Genomic DNA, 18,910 nt, shown 5'->3' with positions numbered 1-18,910 from the left:
CTGTATGGAGGAGCTTGGCCTGGACGTGCTGCGCGTGGACGATTCGGGAGAGGCGACGTGCCGGTGCCCGGCGCACATGGAGTTTCTCGGCCGCGAGGACCGCCACCCGTCGTTTTCGGTGAACATCGGATCAGGGCTGTTCGCCTGCTTCAGCTGCGGATTCAAGGGCACCTTCGGTGACCTGGTGGCCTACGTGCTCAAGGTCGACAGAGCCGAGGCCGTGTCCTGGATCCGCGCCCGGGGCACAATCCGCCAGGTCGAGCGGCTCATGGCGAAGAAGACGCCGGCGACCATCGACACCACCCAGCAGATCAACGAGGCGTCGCTGGCGCTGTACATCCCACCGCCGCGCGAGGCCCTGGACGACCGCAACCTGACCGCCAAGGCGTGCGCCAGCTACGGCGTGCTGTGGGAGCCGACCGAGGAGCTGTGGATTACCCCGGTCCGCGACGAAAACGACGTTCTGCTTGGCTGGCAGGAGAAGAACGCCCGCTACTTCCGTAACCGGCCTAAGGGTCTGAAGAAGTCACACACCCTGTTCGGCCTGCACACCATCACCTACGGGTGCTCGCGCATCATCGTGGTGGAGTCGCCCCTGGACGCCGTACGGTTGGCATCGGCCGGCATTGAGAACGTGGTGGCCAGCTACGGCGCGTCGATCTCGGACGCACAGATGCAGCTGATGCTGGAGCGCACCCAGCACGTGGTGCTGTTCCTGGACAACGACGGCCCCGGCCGCCAGTACCGCGACAAGGCCGCCGCCGCTTGGCGCCACCGAATCGGGATCTCCTCCGTCGACTACCGCAACCTGCTCGACTGCGACGACCCCGAAGGCCTGGACCCGGGCGACCTGTCGGACGCCGAGCTGATCCGCCTGACTGATCTGACCGTCCCGGCCTCGTTGATGCCCTACCTGCTGCGCTGAGGGAATACCCGCAGTTCGGATGCGCTGCTGGTAAGGGGTGTGCTGACGATCCCCTTGCATCCGTATCAGGATGTCGCCGTCGACCGCCTGCTGGAGCGTCGTTCCCTGCTGCTGGCCTACGACATGGGCCTGGGCAAGACGATCACGAGCATCGCCGCGGCCGAGGAGCTGCTGGGCTCCGGGGAGATCGACCAAGCCCTGATCGTCGTGCCATCGGGGCTGAAAATTCAGTGGGCGGTCGCGTTGGCCGCGCGCACCGACGTAGCCACCCGGGAGATCACCGCCAAGGGCGAGGTCTTCCAGATCCCCGAAGAGCGCTACGCCGTGGTGATCGACGGCGGCCCGGCCAAGCGGCGCGAGCAGTACGGACTCATCAAAGAGCTGCGCCCGCAGTACGTCATCGCCGGCTACAAGACCGTGGTCGCGGAGCTGCGCACGATCCGCCGGATGCGGCCGGGCCTGATCATCTTGGACGAGGCCACGGCGATCAAAAACCCGTCGGCTGACATCACCCAGGCCGTCCGTCAGCTGGACGCCGGCTATCGGCTGGCGCTGACCGGGACGCCGGTGGACAACCGGTTGGAAGAGCTGTTCCAGCTGATGGGGTGGGTCGACCAGAGCGTGCTGGGCGACCCCGACGACCCCGACGCCGCGAGGATCTTCGACCAGGCCTACATCGACCGCGACGACTGGGGCTCGGTCAAGGGGTATCGCAACACCCCGACCCTGCACGCCAAAGTCTCGCCGGCGCTGATCCGCAAGCGGACCACGGACCCTGACGTTGCGCCGTACATGCCGAAGATCGACCACCGGACCTGGTCGGTCACCATGGAGCCGGCCACGGCCGCGGTCTACAAGTTGATCGCCGCGGACTTGGCGGCCGAGCTGGCGCAGATGCCGACCAAGACAGGGTTCGACGTCGGAGCGCACTACTCCGGCACCGATGAAAACACCCCCGCCGGTCGTGTGATGGCCGTGCACTTGGCTGCTCAGCAGCTCATTACCGACCCCGAGATGATGGTCGATAGCGAGTCGTCTTATGTCCGAAATCTGGTCGCCTCCGGAGTGCTGGAAGGGCTACCGGAGTCGGCCAAGTTGGTCCGGCTGCGCGCCGAGGTTGAAGCGATTCTTTCGGACCCGTCCGAAAAGGTGATTCTTGTGACGCGTTTCCGCTCGCTTTTGGCGAAGTTGGGGCGTATCTTCGAGGAACACGAACACGTGTTCTACCACGGAGGGATGAACCCGAGTGAGAAACAAGCTTCGGTCAACCGGTTCCAAGATCGGCCGGAAGCGCGCTTGTTTCTTATGTCCCACGCTGGTGCCTACGGTGTCGACATCCCGGCGGCTACGCACCTAATCAATCTGGACCCGGCCAGAAGCGCGGGACAGCGTGCGCAGATCAACCACCGCCACGTGAGAGCTGGATCCCGTAACAAAATCGTGATGGTCTCGGACTTGATCACGCGGGATTCCGTCGAGGAGCGCTCGTATCAGCGTCTCGACCTGCGGGCACGTGTCGGAAGTGCCGTCGTAGACGGAGTTGGTGCTGATGAGACGGGCACGATCATAGATGATGTGACCTCCTTGACGGAACATCTGTCTGTGGTGCTAAGTGGTTGAATCTTCAGGCGCATACCGATGTGACGCATAACCAACAGCCGGGGCCGTTGGTGTCACATTTACCACCTTTGGGTCGTTTGTCCGCTTTTGCTACGAAAGTGGACTTACGGTCTGCTCACAGGAAGGCACGGGGGGTGTATCACTCGCCTCACCGCCACATCGCCGATGCCATCGCCGATGTGAGCGACACGACACGACTGACCACGTGCGAGGATCTGCACGAATTCACCACCGATGAGCTGCTGACGGTCGTCGGGCAGTTCAGCCACACCGTCCACGAGCTGGAGGACAAGCAGGCTATCTACGAGATGGCGCTGGTGCCCTTCATCGACGAGCTCACCGCCAGAGGCGTCATCTACGCTCGCATATCCCGCCATATGAAGCGGCCCGAAGACAAGCCGGACCCTTCCACAATCACCAGAATCCTGAAGAAATGGGAAAGGCTCAAGGCCGACGCGCGGGCTTACGACAGCGGGGCGGCCATCGCCGACCGGCGCAACGCGAGGCTGATACACCTGCTTCAGGACGCCGCCCAGGAATCGGCCGAAGTGGTAGCTGACCCGGCCACCGCGCCGGAGGTACGAACCCAGGCCGCCCTACACATCACGCTGATCAGCCGCCTGTGGCGGAGATTTTTCCAGGACCGGGAGCAGGCCTCCAAGGTCGGAGCGATCGTCCTTGCCTGGCCACTGGTCCACAAGCTCGTCGGCGTCGGCACGGCTGCAGGAGGAGGTACCGCGGCAGCAGCGGCCGGTGTGGGCACCGTGGCGGCTACTGGAACAGTCGCCGCCGGCGGCGCCGTGGCTGTCACCGCCACCGCCGGAGTCACCGCGGCGGCGACCGGTGGGGGAGTCCTTGCAGCACTGGTCGCTAGCCCGGTCGCGCTCGGAGTCAGCGGGGCGATTGCGGTTGCCGGAGTGATCGGTGTCAGCGTCGTTGAGCAGCGGGCCAGCCCTCCCAGGGCCTATGCCGACCAGGTGACGGCGAGCCCCGCACCGTCCTTTTTCGAGGGGCTGCCCACACCCACGTTCTCGGAGCCGGCTCAGATGCCATCCCCCAGCAATCCGGTCTTCGTCGTCCCCCCGAGTCCTGTGGAAAGCACCCCTACCACCAGCGTCTCGCCCACGCCCGCACATACGACCACCACCAGTCCCACCGCAGTGCGGACGACTACCCTGTCCGGCCCCGTATCGCAGAGCACCAATCGTCCGCAGCCGGAAGTGTCCCCCGCTGCTCCGGCGCCCACGACCACCGAGGCCCCGAAACAGCCATCACCCCATCCGACACGGTCGGCAGAGCCTGCCCCGTCGCCGATCCAAAGTTCCAGCCCGACCGCTCCCGCGCCGTCGCCGATCCCGACCACGCCGGCGCCCACCCCCAGCGTCTCCGAAACCGCTCCGAAGGCCCCGGAGCCCAGCGACGGCTCCCATGAATCTCCGACGCGGCCACCGGATCCGACCGCGTCCAGCGAACCCACCGCGTCGACCTCGGGCCAGCCGGCTGATCCCACCGCCGAACCCGAACCGGTGCCTTCTGCGGAGCCCACGCAGTCTCCGTACGCGCCCGGCCAGCAGGCCGAGCCGTCCCTGACGGCCTTCGTGACAGAGGACGCATAATCGCAGGTCAGGGGCATTGCATGTTGCAATAACGATCTTCGTTTCTTTCTTTTGCAACATGCAAAAACCCGGCCGTTACCAGAGTTGCCCCCGGGACAGCTGAGCAGGTTTACTCGACCGTGTCAGCAGTGAAGAAACCCTTTGCCGCTGGCGCGGTCGCTTCGTTTCCCGACGCCTCCAGCAGAGGTGTCTTGTTGTCGGTGTGTCCGCAGTCGGTCACCGCTGCGACATTGACCACCGAAGTGATGCCGCATGACTACGAATAGTGACGACTGCTCTTTTCGGGCACTAACTATGTGCGTCCCATAGTCCTTTTAAACCCTCACACTATGGCCGCTCAATAGGCGCTTGCTGACTACATCCCAACTGGTCAGAGCACATCCCAACTAGTTGGAAGTCGAGAAACTATTTCTCCATAGAATGGTTGCGGACGGACCCAAATCAGGAGTACTGTTCGTGACCCCGAGGGGGAAATACCAACTTCTCGGCACGAAAGATCAACGATGCGAAGAGTGTCACGGACATCACCAATGTCCGATCCTAAAGTTGACGGCCCATACCAACCGTCCTCCGCGGATCTCCAAAGCATCACCAAAAAATTTCATCAGTGGGCAGCTGTCTCGACCCAGGAGCAGGAGCTGAAGGGCCGCAAGGAGTCTCTCCGAGCGGAGCTCCTGGCCTGGGCCGAGCAGTACGGCGAAGCCAACGCCAAGGGACACCACACCGTCGATCTCCCCGCGGAGTTCACGGTGCCCGGAGGCAAGGCATACGCCGGGTGGGTGCGTGAGAAGCGCGTCAGCCAGTCCCTGTCTGAGGACAGGGTCCGTGAGCTGGCCGAGGCCAAGGGCCTCACCGACCGGATCTTCAAGAAGCAGATCATCGAGGTCCTGGACCAAAACGAGCTGTATGCGTGTGAGCAGGAAGGCCTGCTCACCGTCGAAGAACTGGACGCGCTTGTCGACACCCACACCATGTACGCCCTCAAGGCGTACTAGTTCAACATCGACAAGAAGGGCGCCGCGCTGTGAGCAGCTCCACCCCCGAAATCACCGCTGACGTAGCTCTGCCGTGGCGGCCCGACCGCCGCCCTGCCACCGCATTCACCACTGACCCGCTGGCCGGCGAGAAGCCCCAGATCTACGACGTCCGCGGCCGGAAGGTCGCCTTCTACAAGATCGGCGCCTTGGCCCGCGTCCTCAACCGCAAGTCGGACACGATCCGCGGTTGGGAGGAGCAGGGCTGGCTCCCGCGCCCGCCGGCGGCATTCCCCGGCCGCGACCCGCGTAACGCCGCCAGCGCCAAGCACGGCCGCCGCCGGCTGTACACCAAAGCCCTGATCATCGGCATCTACCAGATCGCCCGCGAAGAGGGCATCTTGGAGCCCCACGCACGGCCGATCCAAGAGACCCAGTTCACCGCTCGGGTCACCAAGCTGTTTGCTGACCACGCCGCGCACGAGCGCCAGCAGCGCGCCGAGGCCGACGGGCGCCAGCAGTGATCGTCGAATCGGCCACCTACAGCCAGACCCACCACGTCAACATGGGCTCCTTCGAGTGGGTCGAGCTCTCCGCCACAGCCACGGTCAAGGCGACCGCCGCCGCTGACCATGAGCGGCCCGAGGCCCTCATGGAACGTGCCAAGGAGATCGTCGAAAATCGGCTCCGCGACGACCTGGACCTGGCTCGAACGCTCACGGCCGAGGACGACACCTACGTCAACCACCTGCTGGACGGTCCTCGCCACGTGGTCCCCCGCCGCCGCCGCCGCGTGGCCCCCCGCCGCCTCGTACGCCGCAGCAGGTAATTCCCGCCCCTCACTGACTGACTGACTGAACGGACCTTCTGTATGGGCCGCACCCTGCGCCGCCGCTCCTCTGAGAGCACTGCCCCCGCCAGCAACCACGACTCCGAGCCTGAGGAGGACTACGAGGACGAAGAGGAGGCCCCGCGCCGAACTCGTACCGCAGGCCGGCGCCCGGCCGGCCGCTCCGGCCGCGAGAGCACCCGCCCCGCCGGCCGTGCCAACTCCCGCACCCGGGACGACGCCAAGCCCGCCCGACGTAAGTCCTCCGCCGGCTCCGCCGAAGGCGGATGGGAGACCTTCCGGAACAAGGCCAAGAGCGGCAAGTTCGCCGAAAACTTCAAGATCGACAATGACGAAATCGTCATCAAGTTCCTGGAGGAAGGCCCCTTCGCGGTCTACCAGCAGCACTGGCTCAAGGAAGCCGAGGGCCGCAAGTCCTACGTCTGTCTCGAAGAGGACTGCCCGCTGTGCGACGACCTGGGCGACGAGCCTAGGTATCAGATCCTGTTCAACGTCGTGGACTTCTCCAACCCCGAGAAGCCCACGGTCAAGGTCTGGGCGTGCGGCGTCCGGGTGGCGCAGAAGCTGGAGGGCCTGTCGGAGAACAAGAAGACCGGCCCGCTGAACCGCGACGACACCTACTGGGTCGTCTCCAAGAGTGGTAAGGGCACCAAGACCGAGTACAACCTTCGCCCGGTCCGCGCGCATAGCCTCGCCGACGAAGAGGACATCGAGCCGCTGGACGAAGAGGAGCTGGCCGAGTTCGCCGCGCAGGCCGCCGGCCCCGAGACCGTCAAGCAGGACTCTCGCGAGGATCTCGAAGAGCTCGTGGACGAGCTCTCCTAGCCCTCCTTCAAGGCCCGCCCCTGCCGAGCTGCCAACGGCAGGGGCGGGCCGCTGTGTCTAGGAAAGGTCCCTCGCGTGCTGAGCAGCACCACCGTTTTGGACGCCGAGCACCTGGACCACGTCGTCGCCCACTTCAGCCGTTTTGGTGAGTTGACCTACGACGTGGAGACGGTGCCGCCGCTGCGGGGCGTCCCCGCGCACAACACCATCACCTGGTTGTCCATGGCAACCCACGGCATGACCGTGTCCATCCCCATGGGCCACGAACGCGGGAAGATCATCGGTGAGCGGAAAGAGCCCACGATCGGCCCCAGCGGTAAGGTCCGCAACCGCACCGTCCCCGTCTGGTCGAATGCCCCCGAACAGCTCCGCCCGAGCCAGGTGTTCGAGGCCATCGAGCCGCTGCTGTTCTCTGATCGGCTGAAGGTCTGCCACAACGCAGCATTCGACATCGCGTCAGTGGCCAAGTACTACGACGGCGCCGTGCCGTCCAAGCCCTGGCATGACACCTTCATCAGCTCCGTCCTGCTGGACGAAAACCGGCTGAACGGTCTGAAGCCCCGCATCAAGCAGCTGTACAAGCTCGACTACGACAAAGACAACGTCGGCAAGAAGGTCGAGACCTACGCCTTCAGCCGGGTTGCTCGCTACGCGTACATGGACGCCAAATACACCTGGCTGCTGTACCAGCGCGAGCGCGACCTGATCGGCCACGCGGGCCTGTCAGCGCTGTTGGACCTGGAGCTCGGCGTCCTGGAGACCGTAATCTCCATGGCCCTGGCCGGGGCGCCGGTCGACGGCGCAGTCTTGGCCGAGCTCGGCGTGCAGCTGGACGCCCGCCTGGTGGAGACCGAGGCCGCGATCTACAAGGGCCTGGGCAAGAAGGTCAATCTCAACTCTCCCCAGCAGAAAGCGGTGGCTCTGTACGGGCCGAAGGCTGAGGGAAACCTGGGACTTCGTCCGACCACCCTGACCAAGGGAGGTAAGGCCAAAGCAGGGCGCGGCGAGAAACTGCTGATCACCGACTACAGCACGGACGCCGACTCGTTGGAGCCGCACAAGAAGCACCTGGTCGTCGCACGGTTCCTGGACTACCAGCGCGACGCCAAGCTGAAGGGGACCTACGTCACCGGCGTCCTGGGCGACCCCGAGGACCCGGACGAGAAGCCCTGTCTGATCGTGGACGGCCGTGTCCACGGCGCGTTCAAACAGATGGGCGCCCGCACCGGGCGGTTCTCCTCGGCCGGCCCCAACCTGCAAAACATCCCCTCCCGTGGTGTCGAAGGCAAGAAGATCCGCACTGCATACCGGGCGCTGCCCGGCCACAAACTGGTCGTGGCCGACTATGGCCAGATCGAACTGGTGCTTTTGGCCCACTTCATCGGCTATGGGGCGCTTTACGACGGTTTCCATCAGGGAATCGACGCGCACACCATGACCGCGTCACTCGTCTTCGGCGTCCCATTCGATGATGTGACAAAAGCGTACAGAGCTGTAGCAAAGGGACTTAACTTCGCGATCGTGTACGGAGCCGGCCCGACGACCGTGGCGGAAATGGCCGGCATCAGCGTGGCCGAGGCCAAGCGCCACATGAAGGTACACCGGGAAATGTTCCCGGAGATCTACAAGTACCGGGCGCACGTCATCGAGACCGCTCGCCGCCAGCGCCCGCCGCACACCGCGACTCTGCTGGGACGCATCCGACGTATCCCCGAGCTGCGCAGCGCCGACGACTTCAAGCGCTCCAGCGCCGAACGACAGATCTTCAACGCCAAGATCCAGGGGTCTGGAGCCGACGTTGTGAAGAAGTCCATGGTCCGGTTGCTGCCGCTGCTGCCCGACCGCGCCGAGCTGCTCATGACGGTGCACGACGAACTCGTCTGTCACGGCCCCGAGGATCAGGTGTCGCTGATCGAGGCAGCGCTACGCGAGGCGATGCTGGGCGAAGGCATCCAGAAGCTGCTGTGCGTCCCTCTGACCGCGGATATTTCTGTAGCCGACAACTGGGCGGAGGCCAAGTGATGGATATGAAACCGCTGCTCCGGGCGCGTCTCGTGTGGGACCTGACCCCGCACCACGAGGTCCCGGAGGTGCTCAAGCTCCTAGGCATGACCGCGCCCGGACCTGACGTGGCCACCCTGTCATGCGCCGATAGCCACCGGCGCCTCAAGCGAGTGGAGCCACTGAAGGCGGATTTCGCCAAAATGTCGCATATGAGTGCCGAAATCATGATCCGCACTATGCTTGGTGGTGCGGTCGACGAACTCGATTCGGAACTCGTAGCTCTTTTGGTGAAACAGCACGGCGAAGTCATCCGCGTGGGATCGCTGGTAAGCGCAGCCCAGCTCCTGGACGCCGGAATCCTGACGTATTCGAGGACCACCAAATGAGTAGTTTCTGGGAGCGCAAGCTCAATCCCAACGCCCGACCGCAGGCCCCTCAGACGCCGGCGTACGCACCGCAGGCGAGCGCGTCCCGGCCATGGTGGGATCCGACCCCGCCCTACCCGCCGACGCCCCAGCAGCCCCAGAGCAACCCGGCCGCCGAAGTCGATCCGGCCCCGTACGTGGCGCCTCGCCAGGCGCAGAGCGCCAAGCTGACCGAAACCTGCCCCGACGTCACCTGCGGTTCGGTGAACTACATGGCGCCTCCTGGCACCAGCGCGCGTAAGCGCTGCTACGACTGCGGCTACCCGCTGGTCCAGGCAGGATCCGGCGGCGGCGGACTGCCGTCCGGACAGGGCGGGCCGGCCACCCCCGCCACGCAGGTCCACGACGGCACCTCGCAATACAACTCCGGGAACATCATCGGCCGCATCGGCTGACCTTCTCCTCCCTCCTCCTCGTAAGGAACCCCCTCACCGTGAGCATGCTTGCCGCTGACGGGTCCATCAGCGACCCCTACCAGAATTTCATCGCCACCTCCCGGTACGCCCGATACATCGACGCCGAGAATCGGCGCGAGACCTGGACCGAGTCCGTGGACCGATTCATGGACTTCATGACTGGCCACCTGTCGGACAACCACGCCTACGAGCCCGACCCCGAGCTCGTGGCCGAAGTGCGCGACGCCATCGCCAATCTGGAGATCGTCCCGTCGATGCGGGCCGTCATGACCGCCGGTGAAGCCCTGGAACGTTCCAACATCGCCGGCTACAACTGCAGCTATCTGCCCATCGATGACCTGGCAGCGTTCTCCGAGGTGCTGTTCATCCTGCTCAACGGCACCGGTGTGGGCTTCAGCGTGGAAAAGCGCTACATCGACGAGCTGCCGCCGGTGCCGCGCCTGGTCGACGCTCCTCAGGAGCTCATCGTGGTGGGGGACTCCAAGCTCGGCTGGGCGCATGCCTACCGGATGCTGATCGAGGAGCTGTGGCTGGAGGGTTGGATTCCCCGCTATGACCTGTCGGCCGTCCGGCCGGCCGGCGCCCGGCTGCAGACGTTCGGAGGCAGGGCCTCGGGGCCGGAGCCGCTGCGCGAGCTGTTCGAGTACACCGTCACGGCGCTGAAGGCCGCCCAGGGGCGCCAGTTGACCTCGCTGGAGGTCCACGACCTGGTCTGCAAGATCGCCAGCGTGGTGGTCGTCGGCGGCGTGCGGCGCTCGGCGATGATCAGCCTGTCAGACCTGAACGACCCGGAGATGGCAGCCGCTAAGTCAGGGGAGTGGTGGACGGCGGCGCCGCATCGCGCGCTGGCCAACAACAGCGCAGTGTATGAAGGCAAGATCACCCGGGAGCAGTTCGACGCCGAATGGGGTTCGCTGGTCGCCTCGGGGAGTGGTGAGCGCGGAATCTTCAACCGGACCGCGGCCCAGAATCAGGCGGCCAAGAATGGCCGTCGTGACCGATTTGTCGAGTATGGGACTAATCCGTGCTCGGAGATCATTATGCGTCCTTTTTCCTTTTGTAACCTTTCTGAGGTAATTGTCCGACCTGAGGATTCTCTGGAGTCCATCGGCCGGAAGGTCCGGCTCGCGACGATCCTCGGCACCTGGCAGAGCACCCTGACCGACTTTCCTTTTCTGCGCCCGCAGTGGGCCGCCAACGCCCGCGAGGAGCGCCTGCTGGGCGTCTCCCTGACCGGTGTCTTCGGAAACCCGCTCGTCTCCACCGACGAAAACCGGGCCGAATACCTCGGGCGAATCAAGCGGTTCGCCCGGGTGACCAACATGAAGGAGGCCCGGGCGATCGGCATCCCGAGCTCGCACGCGGTCACGTGCGTGAAGCCGTCGGGAACCGTATCCCAGCTGGCCGGAGTCTCCTCCGGCATCCACCCCTGGCACGCAAAGCATTACCTGCGCACCGTCCGTGCAGACAAGAAGGACCCGCTCGCCCAGCTGATGAAGGACAGCGGCGTGCCGTGCGAGGACGACGTCATGCAGCCCGACAGCACGTGGGTCTTCTCCTTCCCGATCAAGGCCCCGAACTTCGCCGTGACCAGGGACAGCATCACCGCGATCCAGCACCTGGAGCTCTGGTTGGACTATCAGCGGGCCTGGTGTGAGCACAAGCCGAGCGTGACCATCTCCGTCCGCGGTCCGCGCATCACCAACCCCGGGCCTTTCTCTGAAGAGCTCGCAATGCGGCTCGTCGCCGGCGACGATGGCGAACTGCTGGCCAACATCCCGGCTGAGCTTGACCAGTGGCTGGTAACCCACCCCGAGCTCACCGCTCCCGACGGCGACTGGGGAAGTCTCTGCGACGCCCTGCGCGACCTGATCGACTGGGAATCGGGGGAGTGGGACAAGGTCGGAGACTGGGTCTTCGCCCACCTGGACGAGCTGAGCGGCGTCTCCTTCCTGCCGCACAGCGACCACGTCTACAAGCAGGCGCCCTACCAGGAGATCACCCGCAAGGAGTACCAGCGCCTGGCCGCGGCCTTCCCCGAGATCAGATGGGCTGACCTCCCGTTCTACGAGCTCACCGACTCCACCACCGGAGCCCAGGAACTCGCCTGCGTGGCCGGTGCCTGTGACGTGGTCGACCTGGTCACCGCGTGATGTACATCAACGGCGACAGCGGCTACTACTGGCTGACCTGCGATACCTGCCAGGACGCACTCATGGAAGTGGTTGCGGGCACCGCCCTTTCGGAGATGGACGAGGCGGCCGGCGAGCACGTCTGCTCGCCGCACTGACAAACAGCCCTACCCCCGCCGAGGGGTAATCAAAAAAGACAGTGGCCGCCGGAAATTAAACGCTTTCAGTAGTTGGGTCCTAACTGGTGATGGTGTGGGTGATTCCTTAGCGTTTCACCCACACCATTTCCGTTTGTCCAAGTTAGGAGCCTGAATTGCCCGGCCCCTGCAGCACCCCCAAGGCCCTCGCCGCCGACGGCCGCATTCTGGACGGAAAGTCCGCGCTCTCCCGCGCCGGCGCGAAATCCGGCGAAGGCATGGACGCCGTTGACTACAACGCGATCCGCACGCTCCCGCCGGTCGCCAAGGACCTGCCGCCCAAGGCCCGTGCCAAGAAGGCCGTAGCCGACCGCAGGAACGGACTGTGACCCTCGCCCCCGAGGCCGCCGCCCTCATCGCGAAGATCAATAAGGAGCACGGGGAAGGCGCCATCGTCGCCGGCACTGACATGGTGCTCGGAGCCCGATTCACGACCGGATCTCTCGGCCTAGACGTGATCCTCGGGGGCGGCTGGCCCGGTAACCAGTGGGTCGAGGTGATCGGCAAGGAGAGCCAGGGCAAGACGGCGATCGTCCTCAAGACCATCGCGGCCAATCAGCGCCTCAATCCGGCGTTCGTGGCCTTGTGGATCGCCGCCGAGCACTACGACGCCGACCAGGCCAAGGCCCTCGGCGTCGACAACTCCCGCGTCATCGTGGTCCCGACCCAGGACATGGAATTCGCCTACGAAACCATGCTCCGCTTCGCCGAATCCAAGTCGGTCGACGCGATTGTGCTCGACTCCTACCCGGCCCTGATCCCGTCGGAAGAGGCCGAGAAGACGATGGAAGACGCCGTGGTCGCACTCGGCGCCAGGCTCACCGGCAAGTTCTTCAGAAAAGCCGGCGCCGCCACCAAGCGCGCCATGAACGGCGAAGAGCGCCCGATCCTCGGCATCATCATCAACCAGTACCGCGACCAGATCGGCGGATTCAGCCCCCACGGGGTGCCCCAGACCACGCCCGGCGGCAAGGCCAAGAACTACTTTTTCTACACCCGCGTCGAAGTCAAGCGAGACGAGTTCATCGACGAGTCCCGCCCCGGCAAGGGCAAGACGCGCGTCGGCCAAGTCATCAAGGTGCGCACCATCAAGCACAAGGCCGGCCCGCCCCAGCAGGTCGCGACCGTGGACTTTTTCTTCCGCGACGCCCCGGTGCTGGGCTTCTCGCGCGGCGACTACGACACCGTCAAGGAACTGCTCACCTACGGCCTGCTCTACGACCTGATCGTCCGCCGCGGCGCCTACTACACCGTCGGCGAACGCCGGTGGGGTCCGGGCAAGGAAAAACTCCTGGACGACCTGCGCGAAGACGCCGAGCTGCAGGGCCAGCTGCGCGCCGACATCCTCGCCGCCGCGGCCCGCCCCGACCACGAAAACCTCAAGGACACCGCTGATGCGTAGCCATACCCTCTTCCTGGTCGCCGGCTCAGTGGCCGCCGCTCTGCTGCTGACCGGCTGCTCGGAGTTCAACCAGAAAAACGGCCGCGGGGACACCCCGATCGGCAAGGTCGACAACTCCGGCGCCGAGATCATCAACATGCCCGACACCTTCGGCAACCTCGCCACCAAGTGCTCCCACGGGTTCCGCGTCTGGTCGACCACCCACGGGTCTAGTGACGACAAGACCGAGTACGCCTCTCAGATCTGGGTCGAGCGCGACTCGAAGTGCCCGCAGGACGGTGTCCAGTGAAGCGCCGCGGACTTCTTCTCACCGCCCTGGCTGGCCTGGTCCTGGCAACTTCCGGCTGCGCTGAGCTCAACCGGTCTCCCGAAAGCCCGCAGAGCTGGTCCGAGGTACAGGTCCAGACCCAGGACGGCCGCAGGGTTCTGTGCCTGGTCTGGAGCGGCGCCAGTAAGGGCGGCCCTAGCTGCGACTGGGCCAACGCGAAGAAAGCGGCCCAGTGAGTGACTTCCTGATCGGCATGGCCATGATCCTCACCTACTTCACCCTCACCCAGGCCATCAGCGCCTGGCGGGAGCGCGGCAAGAAGTGAAGCACACCTTCGCGGCGATCTTCTTCGCCTTCCTGATCGTGGTCCTGCTCGCCGACGCCATCGCGGCACAGTTCGAGCAGGACCGAGAGGACCCCCAGTGAAAATCTGGTACGACACCGAGTTCGTGGATACCGGGGACCGGATCCTGTTCATCTCCATAGGCATGGTGGCCGAGGACGGCCGCGAGCTCTACCGGGTCAGCCCGGCCAACATCCCCAGGATGCTCGGCAACCCCTGGTTGATGGACAACGTCTTTCCGCACCTGCCCGTTCGATACACCGGCACCACGAAAATCTGGGACTGGGACTACGAGCACCCGGAGTACGGAGCCGTCCGGCGTCCTCACAACATTGCCGATGATGTCTCTGCCTTCATCGGGGAGACCCCCGATCCGGAGTTGTGGGCCTACTACGCCGCCTACGATCACGTGGCCCTCGCGCAGCTGTTCGGCCGGATGCTCGACCTCCCGCAGCACTGCCCGAAGTACACCAACGAGCTCCAGCAGGAAATCGTCCGGATGGGAAAGCCGCGCCTGCCCAAGCAGATCGGCCGGCCGCACCATGCGCTGTCCGATGCCCACCATGACAAGCAGATCCACGACTTCCTCACCGGCGCCGCACATCCGCCGGCCGTGCACCCCGACCAGCGGACGCTGTTTTGATGGCCGCCCACCGCAGGCCCGCGACCGGCGCCGAAAAAGGTCTGCTGCTCATCTTTATCGGCCTGACCATGCTCGCCGCTGGCCTACTCGTCATAGCACTGAACGGACTATTCGCATGACCCCCGAGACGCTCGACTACCTGGAGAAGCTCTCCAACGAGGTCGTCACCGACTTCTGGCCCGGCCGTCCCGGAGACCCGGAATTCACTCGCCGCCGCTTCCCCGACGGCCTACGCCTGACCGACGACGACCGCGGCCGAGACCTGACCTTCTACCTGGTGATGCGCGAGTACGCGCCGCAGCTGGTGGCCGAGATCCGCCGCCTGCGCGCGTTCAGTGACTGGATCAACAGCGACGAGTTCGGCAAGGGGCTGGCACGCGACTTCTACGACACCCTCGGGGCGGTCGTGAAGCGCGCCAAGGAGCTCGGGGAGGTTCCGAAGTGAGCAGCCTCAAGGACTCCCGCCAGCAGGAGCGCCGCGGCGCGGCACTTCACGGTGGGACCGTCAACAGCGGCTCCGGAAACGGCCCCTGGCGTAAGAACGATGTCCGCACCCCGACCACGTCGATCGAATACAAGGTCACCTCAGCCAAGCAGTATCCGCTGAAGCTGGCCGAGCTGCTGGCCGCCGAGCGCCAAGCCCTGCTCGACAACGGCAGGTCGATGCTCTTCGGCATCCAGATGGGCGGGCGGAACTGGCTGGTGATGTCCGAAGAGGACTACCTGACGCTGGTACAGGAGGCCGGCTAGTGGTCCTCAAGCCGCGGGTGAAGGCCCCGGACTGGAGAGCAGCCGGCAACGACACCAAAGCCGCCAAGTGCCTCAAGTTCCCGCCGGACCTCTCGCGCGGCTACGACCCCTGGTTCGACGTCGAATACGAGATCGACTGCCTGGACATCTGCAACGGCGAATCCGACGGCCGCCGGTGCCCCATGCGAGACACCTGCCTGGACTTCGCGCTGATCAACAACGAGACGGGCGGCGTATGGGGCGGAATGCTCCCACACGACCGACGCAACCTCCGCCTCGCCCGCCGGGCCGATCCCTACCTGGAGCTGAAGTGGCACCCGCCGACACCAAAGCCAAGCGACTTCGACGAGGACGACCTTCTCCTGCTCGACTGAAGCTTCAGGGACGCCTGGCAGACCTGGCCAACACCCGGAAAACCGGCGGCCTGATGGGAGACATTCAGGCCCACCTGATCAAGAAGGCCGACGCCCCCTCAGACCGGCGCCAAGACATCATCCACCCCTCCGAAATGGCCGCCCACGACTGGTGCCCCAGGGCCACCTACTACCGCATCCGCGACGTTCGGGACGGCAAACCGTACGCGGGTGAACAGTTCGCCGTCGGCACCTTGTCCATCTTCGAGGAGGGGCACGACATCCACCGCAAGTGGCAGGGCTGGCTGCGGGAGATGGGGGTGCTGGAAGGCCGCTGGGACTGCCTGGACTGCGGCCGGCGCGGCGTCGACTTCGGTACCGACCCGCTCTCCTGCACCAAGTGCGACAGCGTGACAGGCCTCACCTACGGCGAGGTCCCGCTGGACGCCGAGAAGGAGCTGCTGATCTGCGGCCACGCCGACGGCAAGGTGGGCCGCCGCCTGATCGAGATCAAGTCCATCGGCAAGGGAACCGTCCGGATGGACGAGCCGGAGCTGCTGAAGAAGCACACCCACGCCACGGTCAACGGAAAGAACCTGGTCGACCTGGACGGCCTGTGGGCCGACCTTCAGAGGCCTCTGAAGCCCCACGTCAAGCAGGCGAACGTCTACCTGAAAATCGCCCAGCTCATGGGCATCGACGTAGACGAAATGGTCTTCCTGTACGAGTTCAAGCCGAATCAGCAGACCAAATCGTTCACGATCAAGATCAGCCCCCGCGTGATCGAGCCGCTGCTGGCCAAGGCCGAATCCGTCGCCGACGCGCTGCACGGGGGACCGGTCCCGCCGCGCGCTTTCGACAAGTCCGACAAGAAGCCGTGCAGCTCCTGCAGCTGGGCTACCGAATGCTGGAAGGGAAGCGATGCGGACGATTCGACGCAGCCGCAACGTGGTCGCCGCCGCCGAGGAGAAGCGGCTGGAGCAGAAGGCCGAGCGTCAGCTGGCAAGCCTGTACGACCCCGAGGAACCCGACGACGCGCCACCGCGGATCCCGAAGGACGTAACCGGCCTGGACGACGGCGAGCTGATGCGCCTGTTCGGCGAGATGTCTCAGTGGGTGAACTACCACAGCGCGAAGCACTCCCGAGCTCAGGTAGCCGAAAAGTACGCCGAAAGCGTGCTGGAGATCCGCCGAGCTCAGGCAGTCCTCGGTAAGGCCGCCAAGTCCGTCACCGCGGCCAAGGCCGGCGCCTACGCAGACGACGAGGTGCAGCAGGCCAATGACACCTACCTGGACGCCTACGCCGACCGCAAACGCGAGGAAACCGGCTACCTCAACGCCGAGCGCCTGGAGCGTTTCCTGTCTCGCGAACTCACCCGACGAACCGCCCGATCAGACCGTGAAGGAAGAGCAGCCAAATGGACCACCTGACCGACCCCGACACCTACGAGCTGTTTTCCGTCGAGCCGGTCCCGGGCCAGCCTCCGACGCTGCTTCGCACCCACGGTGTGCGGACCTGCGTCGGCGACCGCTGCGTGATCCACAAGCCGACCGACCACCACATGCGGCGCTGGCCGATCACCTACAGGGCCGATAAGCAGTTCCTCGCCGAGCGGACCTGCGAGCACGGAGCCAACCACCCCGACCCTGACTCGCTGGCCTACTACCGCACCGCCGGCATGGACTACATGGCCGTCCACACCTGTGACGGCTGCTGCCTCGCCCCCGCCACTACCGGAGATGCCCCGTGAAGATTTCCCTGCTCTACACCATTCAGACCACGCCGATCGTTGACGAGATGCTCCAGCCGCTGGAGTTCGAGGACGAGATGCCGACCGCGGCCGACCGTATCGGCGAGTTCGCCGGCCGCGGCTGCTATCGGTCCTTCGACCGGCCGCGGGAGGAGACCCGCACCAGCCGCGGCTACCACGCCAACATTCAGGCACGCCGGCACTTCAACATCTACGAACACGTGTCGTTCCCGTTCCTGGTCCAGGGCGTCTCCCGACACCTGCTGGGGGAGTTCACTCGCCACCGCTTCCACCAGTTCAGCGTGGAGAGCCTGCGCTTTTGTCCGCCCCGGGAATTCGTCGTCCACCCCACCCTGGAAGAGGCCGCCGAGGACGACCGGGAAATCTACGAGGCGTTGGAACGTGCCTGGCTCAGCGCTGAGGAGGAGTACGAGTTTCTGTCCGAGCGGCTGTCGGACCGCGGCGACCTGAGTAAGAAGGAAATCCGCGAGGCGTGCGCCCAGGTGCTGCCGCTGATGACGTCCACTGACCTGGTCGTCTCCGCCAACCTGCGGGCCTGGCGCGATGTGATCAAGCTGCGCGCGGCCGAGGGCGCCAACAGGGAAATCCGCCAGCTGGCCAGGCTCTTCCTGGAGCCGCTCAAGGAACTGGCCCCCAACACCTTCCAGGACATCGAGGTGGAGGCCTGATGGACGTTATGACGATTGCCGGATTCATGGAGTTTCTGGTCGCCGTGCTGGGCCTGTTCGCCCTGGCTGTCATGGGCTCGGTCCTTTTTCTGTGGGGCATGGGAAAGCTGGTGGTTCGGATCTCGATTACCACTCCTGAAGAGGAGGCCGACGAATGATCGTTGTTCTCGGCGTGCACGGCTTCGCCGGCTCCGGCAAGGACGCCTTTGCCGACACCCTGGTGCACTGGTATGGCTTCAAGAAGATCGCTTTCGCTGACCCGCTGCGCGACGTCTTGCTCGACACCAACCCCGTCCTGATGGTCGACGACGGCCGGCCGGTGCACCTGCGCGAGGTCATCGACACCATCGGCTGGGGCGAGGCCAAGATCCTCTACCCGGAAATCCGCCGGATGATGGTCGCCCTTGGACAGTCAATGCGTCAGCGGGTCGACTCCCGAATCTGGATCAACGCAGCGATCGATCGGATGGGGGAGGCCCAGCGGGTGGTCTTCTCCGACGTCCGCCAGCTCAATGAGGCCATGGTCCTCAAGGCCACCCTCGGCGCCCAGCTGGTCAACCTCCTTCGCCCCGGCGTCGGCCCGGCCAACTCCCAGGAGCAGGCCACCCTGCCCCCGCAGCTGCTCGACTTCGTGGTCCGCAACGACGGCGACCTGACCGACCTGCACGCCCGCGCCGACATGGTCATGCACCGCATCAACGTACAGAGGACGGCCCCCCAGTGAGTC

At 65.1% G+C, this 18,910-nt stretch carries 25 protein-coding genes; all 25 read left to right on the top strand.

The window, feature by feature from the left end:
- The first annotated feature begins 25 nt into the window (after positions 1 to 25).
- The 25 genes from J2S55_RS48000 to J2S55_RS47880 all read left to right on the top strand — a co-directional run bounded on the left by J2S55_RS48000 (position 26) and on the right by J2S55_RS47880 (position 18,907).
- Positions 26 to 925: a toprim domain-containing protein gene (locus tag J2S55_RS48000; protein WP_306876374.1), complete on the top strand. Its 900-nt coding sequence runs from the start codon at positions 26 to 28 to the stop codon at positions 923 to 925.
- A gap of 39 nt (positions 926 to 964) precedes the next feature.
- Complete coding sequence (locus tag J2S55_RS47995; RefSeq protein ID WP_306876372.1) at positions 965 to 2,545, top strand: DEAD/DEAH box helicase; 1,581 nt, start codon at positions 965 to 967, stop codon at positions 2,543 to 2,545.
- A 134-nt stretch (positions 2,546 to 2,679) separates the two neighbouring features.
- Positions 2,680 to 4,161 (top strand): hypothetical protein, encoded by a 1,482-nt coding sequence (locus tag J2S55_RS47990; RefSeq protein ID WP_306876369.1) that lies wholly within the window; start codon positions 2,680 to 2,682, stop codon positions 4,159 to 4,161.
- A gap of 530 nt (positions 4,162 to 4,691) precedes the next feature.
- Complete coding sequence (locus tag J2S55_RS47985) at positions 4,692 to 5,156, top strand: hypothetical protein (protein WP_306876368.1); 465 nt, start codon at positions 4,692 to 4,694, stop codon at positions 5,154 to 5,156.
- A 29-nt stretch (positions 5,157 to 5,185) separates the two neighbouring features.
- Complete coding sequence (locus J2S55_RS47980; protein ID WP_306876366.1) at positions 5,186 to 5,659, top strand: MerR family transcriptional regulator; 474 nt, start codon at positions 5,186 to 5,188, stop codon at positions 5,657 to 5,659.
- Positions 5,656 to 5,964 carry a hypothetical protein gene (locus J2S55_RS47975; RefSeq protein WP_306876364.1) on the top strand — a complete coding sequence of 103 codons (309 nt, stop codon included), beginning with the start codon at positions 5,656 to 5,658 and terminating at the stop codon, positions 5,962 to 5,964. The genes J2S55_RS47980 and J2S55_RS47975 overlap by 4 nt, the downstream gene beginning before the upstream one ends.
- Before the next feature lie 42 nt (positions 5,965 to 6,006).
- Positions 6,007 to 6,810: a hypothetical protein gene (locus J2S55_RS47970; RefSeq protein WP_306876362.1), complete on the top strand. Its 804-nt coding sequence runs from the start codon at positions 6,007 to 6,009 to the stop codon at positions 6,808 to 6,810.
- A 75-nt stretch (positions 6,811 to 6,885) separates the two neighbouring features.
- Positions 6,886 to 8,832, top strand: a complete 1,947-nt coding sequence (locus J2S55_RS47965) for a DNA polymerase (protein ID WP_306876360.1) — start codon at positions 6,886 to 6,888, stop codon at positions 8,830 to 8,832.
- A gap of 5 nt (positions 8,833 to 8,837) precedes the next feature.
- Complete coding sequence (locus tag J2S55_RS47960; protein WP_306876359.1) at positions 8,838 to 9,200, top strand: hypothetical protein; 363 nt, start codon at positions 8,838 to 8,840, stop codon at positions 9,198 to 9,200.
- On the top strand, positions 9,197 to 9,634 hold the full coding sequence (locus J2S55_RS47955; RefSeq protein WP_306876357.1) for a hypothetical protein: 438 nt from the start codon (positions 9,197 to 9,199) through the stop codon (positions 9,632 to 9,634). Before J2S55_RS47960 ends, J2S55_RS47955 begins: the two co-directional genes overlap by 4 nt.
- A 38-nt stretch (positions 9,635 to 9,672) precedes the next feature.
- Positions 9,673 to 11,808: a glycyl radical enzyme family protein gene (locus tag J2S55_RS47950; protein WP_306876355.1), complete on the top strand. Its 2,136-nt coding sequence runs from the start codon at positions 9,673 to 9,675 to the stop codon at positions 11,806 to 11,808.
- Entirely contained in the window at positions 11,805 to 11,945 is a 141-nt protein-coding gene (locus tag J2S55_RS47945; protein WP_306876353.1) for a hypothetical protein, read from the top strand. Before J2S55_RS47950 ends, J2S55_RS47945 begins: the two co-directional genes overlap by 4 nt.
- Positions 11,946 to 12,100: 155 nt before the next feature.
- The gene (locus J2S55_RS47940) at positions 12,101 to 12,313 is read left to right on the top strand and encodes a hypothetical protein (RefSeq protein ID WP_306876351.1); all 213 of its coding nucleotides are present in this window, start codon (positions 12,101 to 12,103) and stop codon (positions 12,311 to 12,313) included.
- A complete protein-coding gene (locus J2S55_RS47935; RefSeq protein ID WP_306876349.1) occupies positions 12,310 to 13,386 on the top strand; it encodes a RecA family protein in 1,077 nt (358 codons plus the stop codon). The genes J2S55_RS47940 and J2S55_RS47935 overlap by 4 nt, the downstream gene beginning before the upstream one ends.
- Positions 13,379 to 13,675, top strand: a complete 297-nt coding sequence (locus J2S55_RS47930) for a hypothetical protein (protein ID WP_306876347.1) — start codon at positions 13,379 to 13,381, stop codon at positions 13,673 to 13,675. The genes J2S55_RS47935 and J2S55_RS47930 overlap by 8 nt, the downstream gene beginning before the upstream one ends.
- Positions 13,676 to 14,076: 401 nt before the next feature.
- Positions 14,077 to 14,640, top strand: coding sequence for a 3'-5' exoribonuclease domain-containing protein (locus J2S55_RS47925; protein WP_306876345.1), 564 nt, complete (start codon positions 14,077 to 14,079; stop codon positions 14,638 to 14,640).
- Positions 14,641 to 14,755: 115 nt separating this feature from the next.
- Positions 14,756 to 15,085, top strand: a complete 330-nt coding sequence (locus tag J2S55_RS47920; protein WP_306876343.1) for a hypothetical protein — start codon at positions 14,756 to 14,758, stop codon at positions 15,083 to 15,085.
- Complete coding sequence (locus J2S55_RS47915) at positions 15,082 to 15,390, top strand: hypothetical protein (RefSeq protein ID WP_306876342.1); 309 nt, start codon at positions 15,082 to 15,084, stop codon at positions 15,388 to 15,390. Before J2S55_RS47920 ends, J2S55_RS47915 begins: the two co-directional genes overlap by 4 nt.
- The gene (locus tag J2S55_RS47910; RefSeq protein ID WP_306876340.1) at positions 15,390 to 15,764 is read left to right on the top strand and encodes a WhiB family transcriptional regulator; all 375 of its coding nucleotides are present in this window, start codon (positions 15,390 to 15,392) and stop codon (positions 15,762 to 15,764) included. The genes J2S55_RS47915 and J2S55_RS47910 overlap by 1 nt, the downstream gene beginning before the upstream one ends.
- The gene (locus J2S55_RS47905) at positions 15,701 to 16,957 is read left to right on the top strand and encodes a hypothetical protein (RefSeq protein WP_306876338.1); all 1,257 of its coding nucleotides are present in this window, start codon (positions 15,701 to 15,703) and stop codon (positions 16,955 to 16,957) included. The genes J2S55_RS47910 and J2S55_RS47905 overlap by 64 nt, the downstream gene beginning before the upstream one ends.
- Positions 16,920 to 17,174 carry a hypothetical protein gene (locus J2S55_RS47900; protein WP_306876336.1) on the top strand — a complete coding sequence of 85 codons (255 nt, stop codon included), beginning with the start codon at positions 16,920 to 16,922 and terminating at the stop codon, positions 17,172 to 17,174. The genes J2S55_RS47905 and J2S55_RS47900 overlap by 38 nt, the downstream gene beginning before the upstream one ends.
- Entirely contained in the window at positions 17,162 to 17,494 is a 333-nt protein-coding gene (locus J2S55_RS47895; RefSeq protein ID WP_306876334.1) for a hypothetical protein, read from the top strand. The genes J2S55_RS47900 and J2S55_RS47895 overlap by 13 nt, the downstream gene beginning before the upstream one ends.
- Positions 17,491 to 18,183, top strand: coding sequence for an FAD-dependent thymidylate synthase (gene thyX / locus J2S55_RS47890; RefSeq protein WP_306876332.1), 693 nt, complete (start codon positions 17,491 to 17,493; stop codon positions 18,181 to 18,183). The genes J2S55_RS47895 and thyX overlap by 4 nt, the downstream gene beginning before the upstream one ends.
- The gene (locus tag J2S55_RS47885) at positions 18,183 to 18,341 is read left to right on the top strand and encodes a hypothetical protein (protein WP_306876331.1); all 159 of its coding nucleotides are present in this window, start codon (positions 18,183 to 18,185) and stop codon (positions 18,339 to 18,341) included. The genes thyX and J2S55_RS47885 overlap by 1 nt, the downstream gene beginning before the upstream one ends.
- On the top strand, positions 18,338 to 18,907 hold the full coding sequence (locus J2S55_RS47880; RefSeq protein ID WP_306876330.1) for a deoxynucleotide monophosphate kinase family protein: 570 nt from the start codon (positions 18,338 to 18,340) through the stop codon (positions 18,905 to 18,907). The genes J2S55_RS47885 and J2S55_RS47880 overlap by 4 nt, the downstream gene beginning before the upstream one ends.
- Positions 18,908 to 18,910: the final 3 nt, after the last annotated feature.

The sequence above is a fragment of the Streptosporangium brasiliense genome, from assembly GCF_030811595.1.
Lineage (GTDB): Bacteria > Actinomycetota > Actinomycetes > Streptosporangiales > Streptosporangiaceae > Streptosporangium > Streptosporangium brasiliense.
This window is presented reverse-complemented; position numbering and strand designations above follow the sequence as displayed.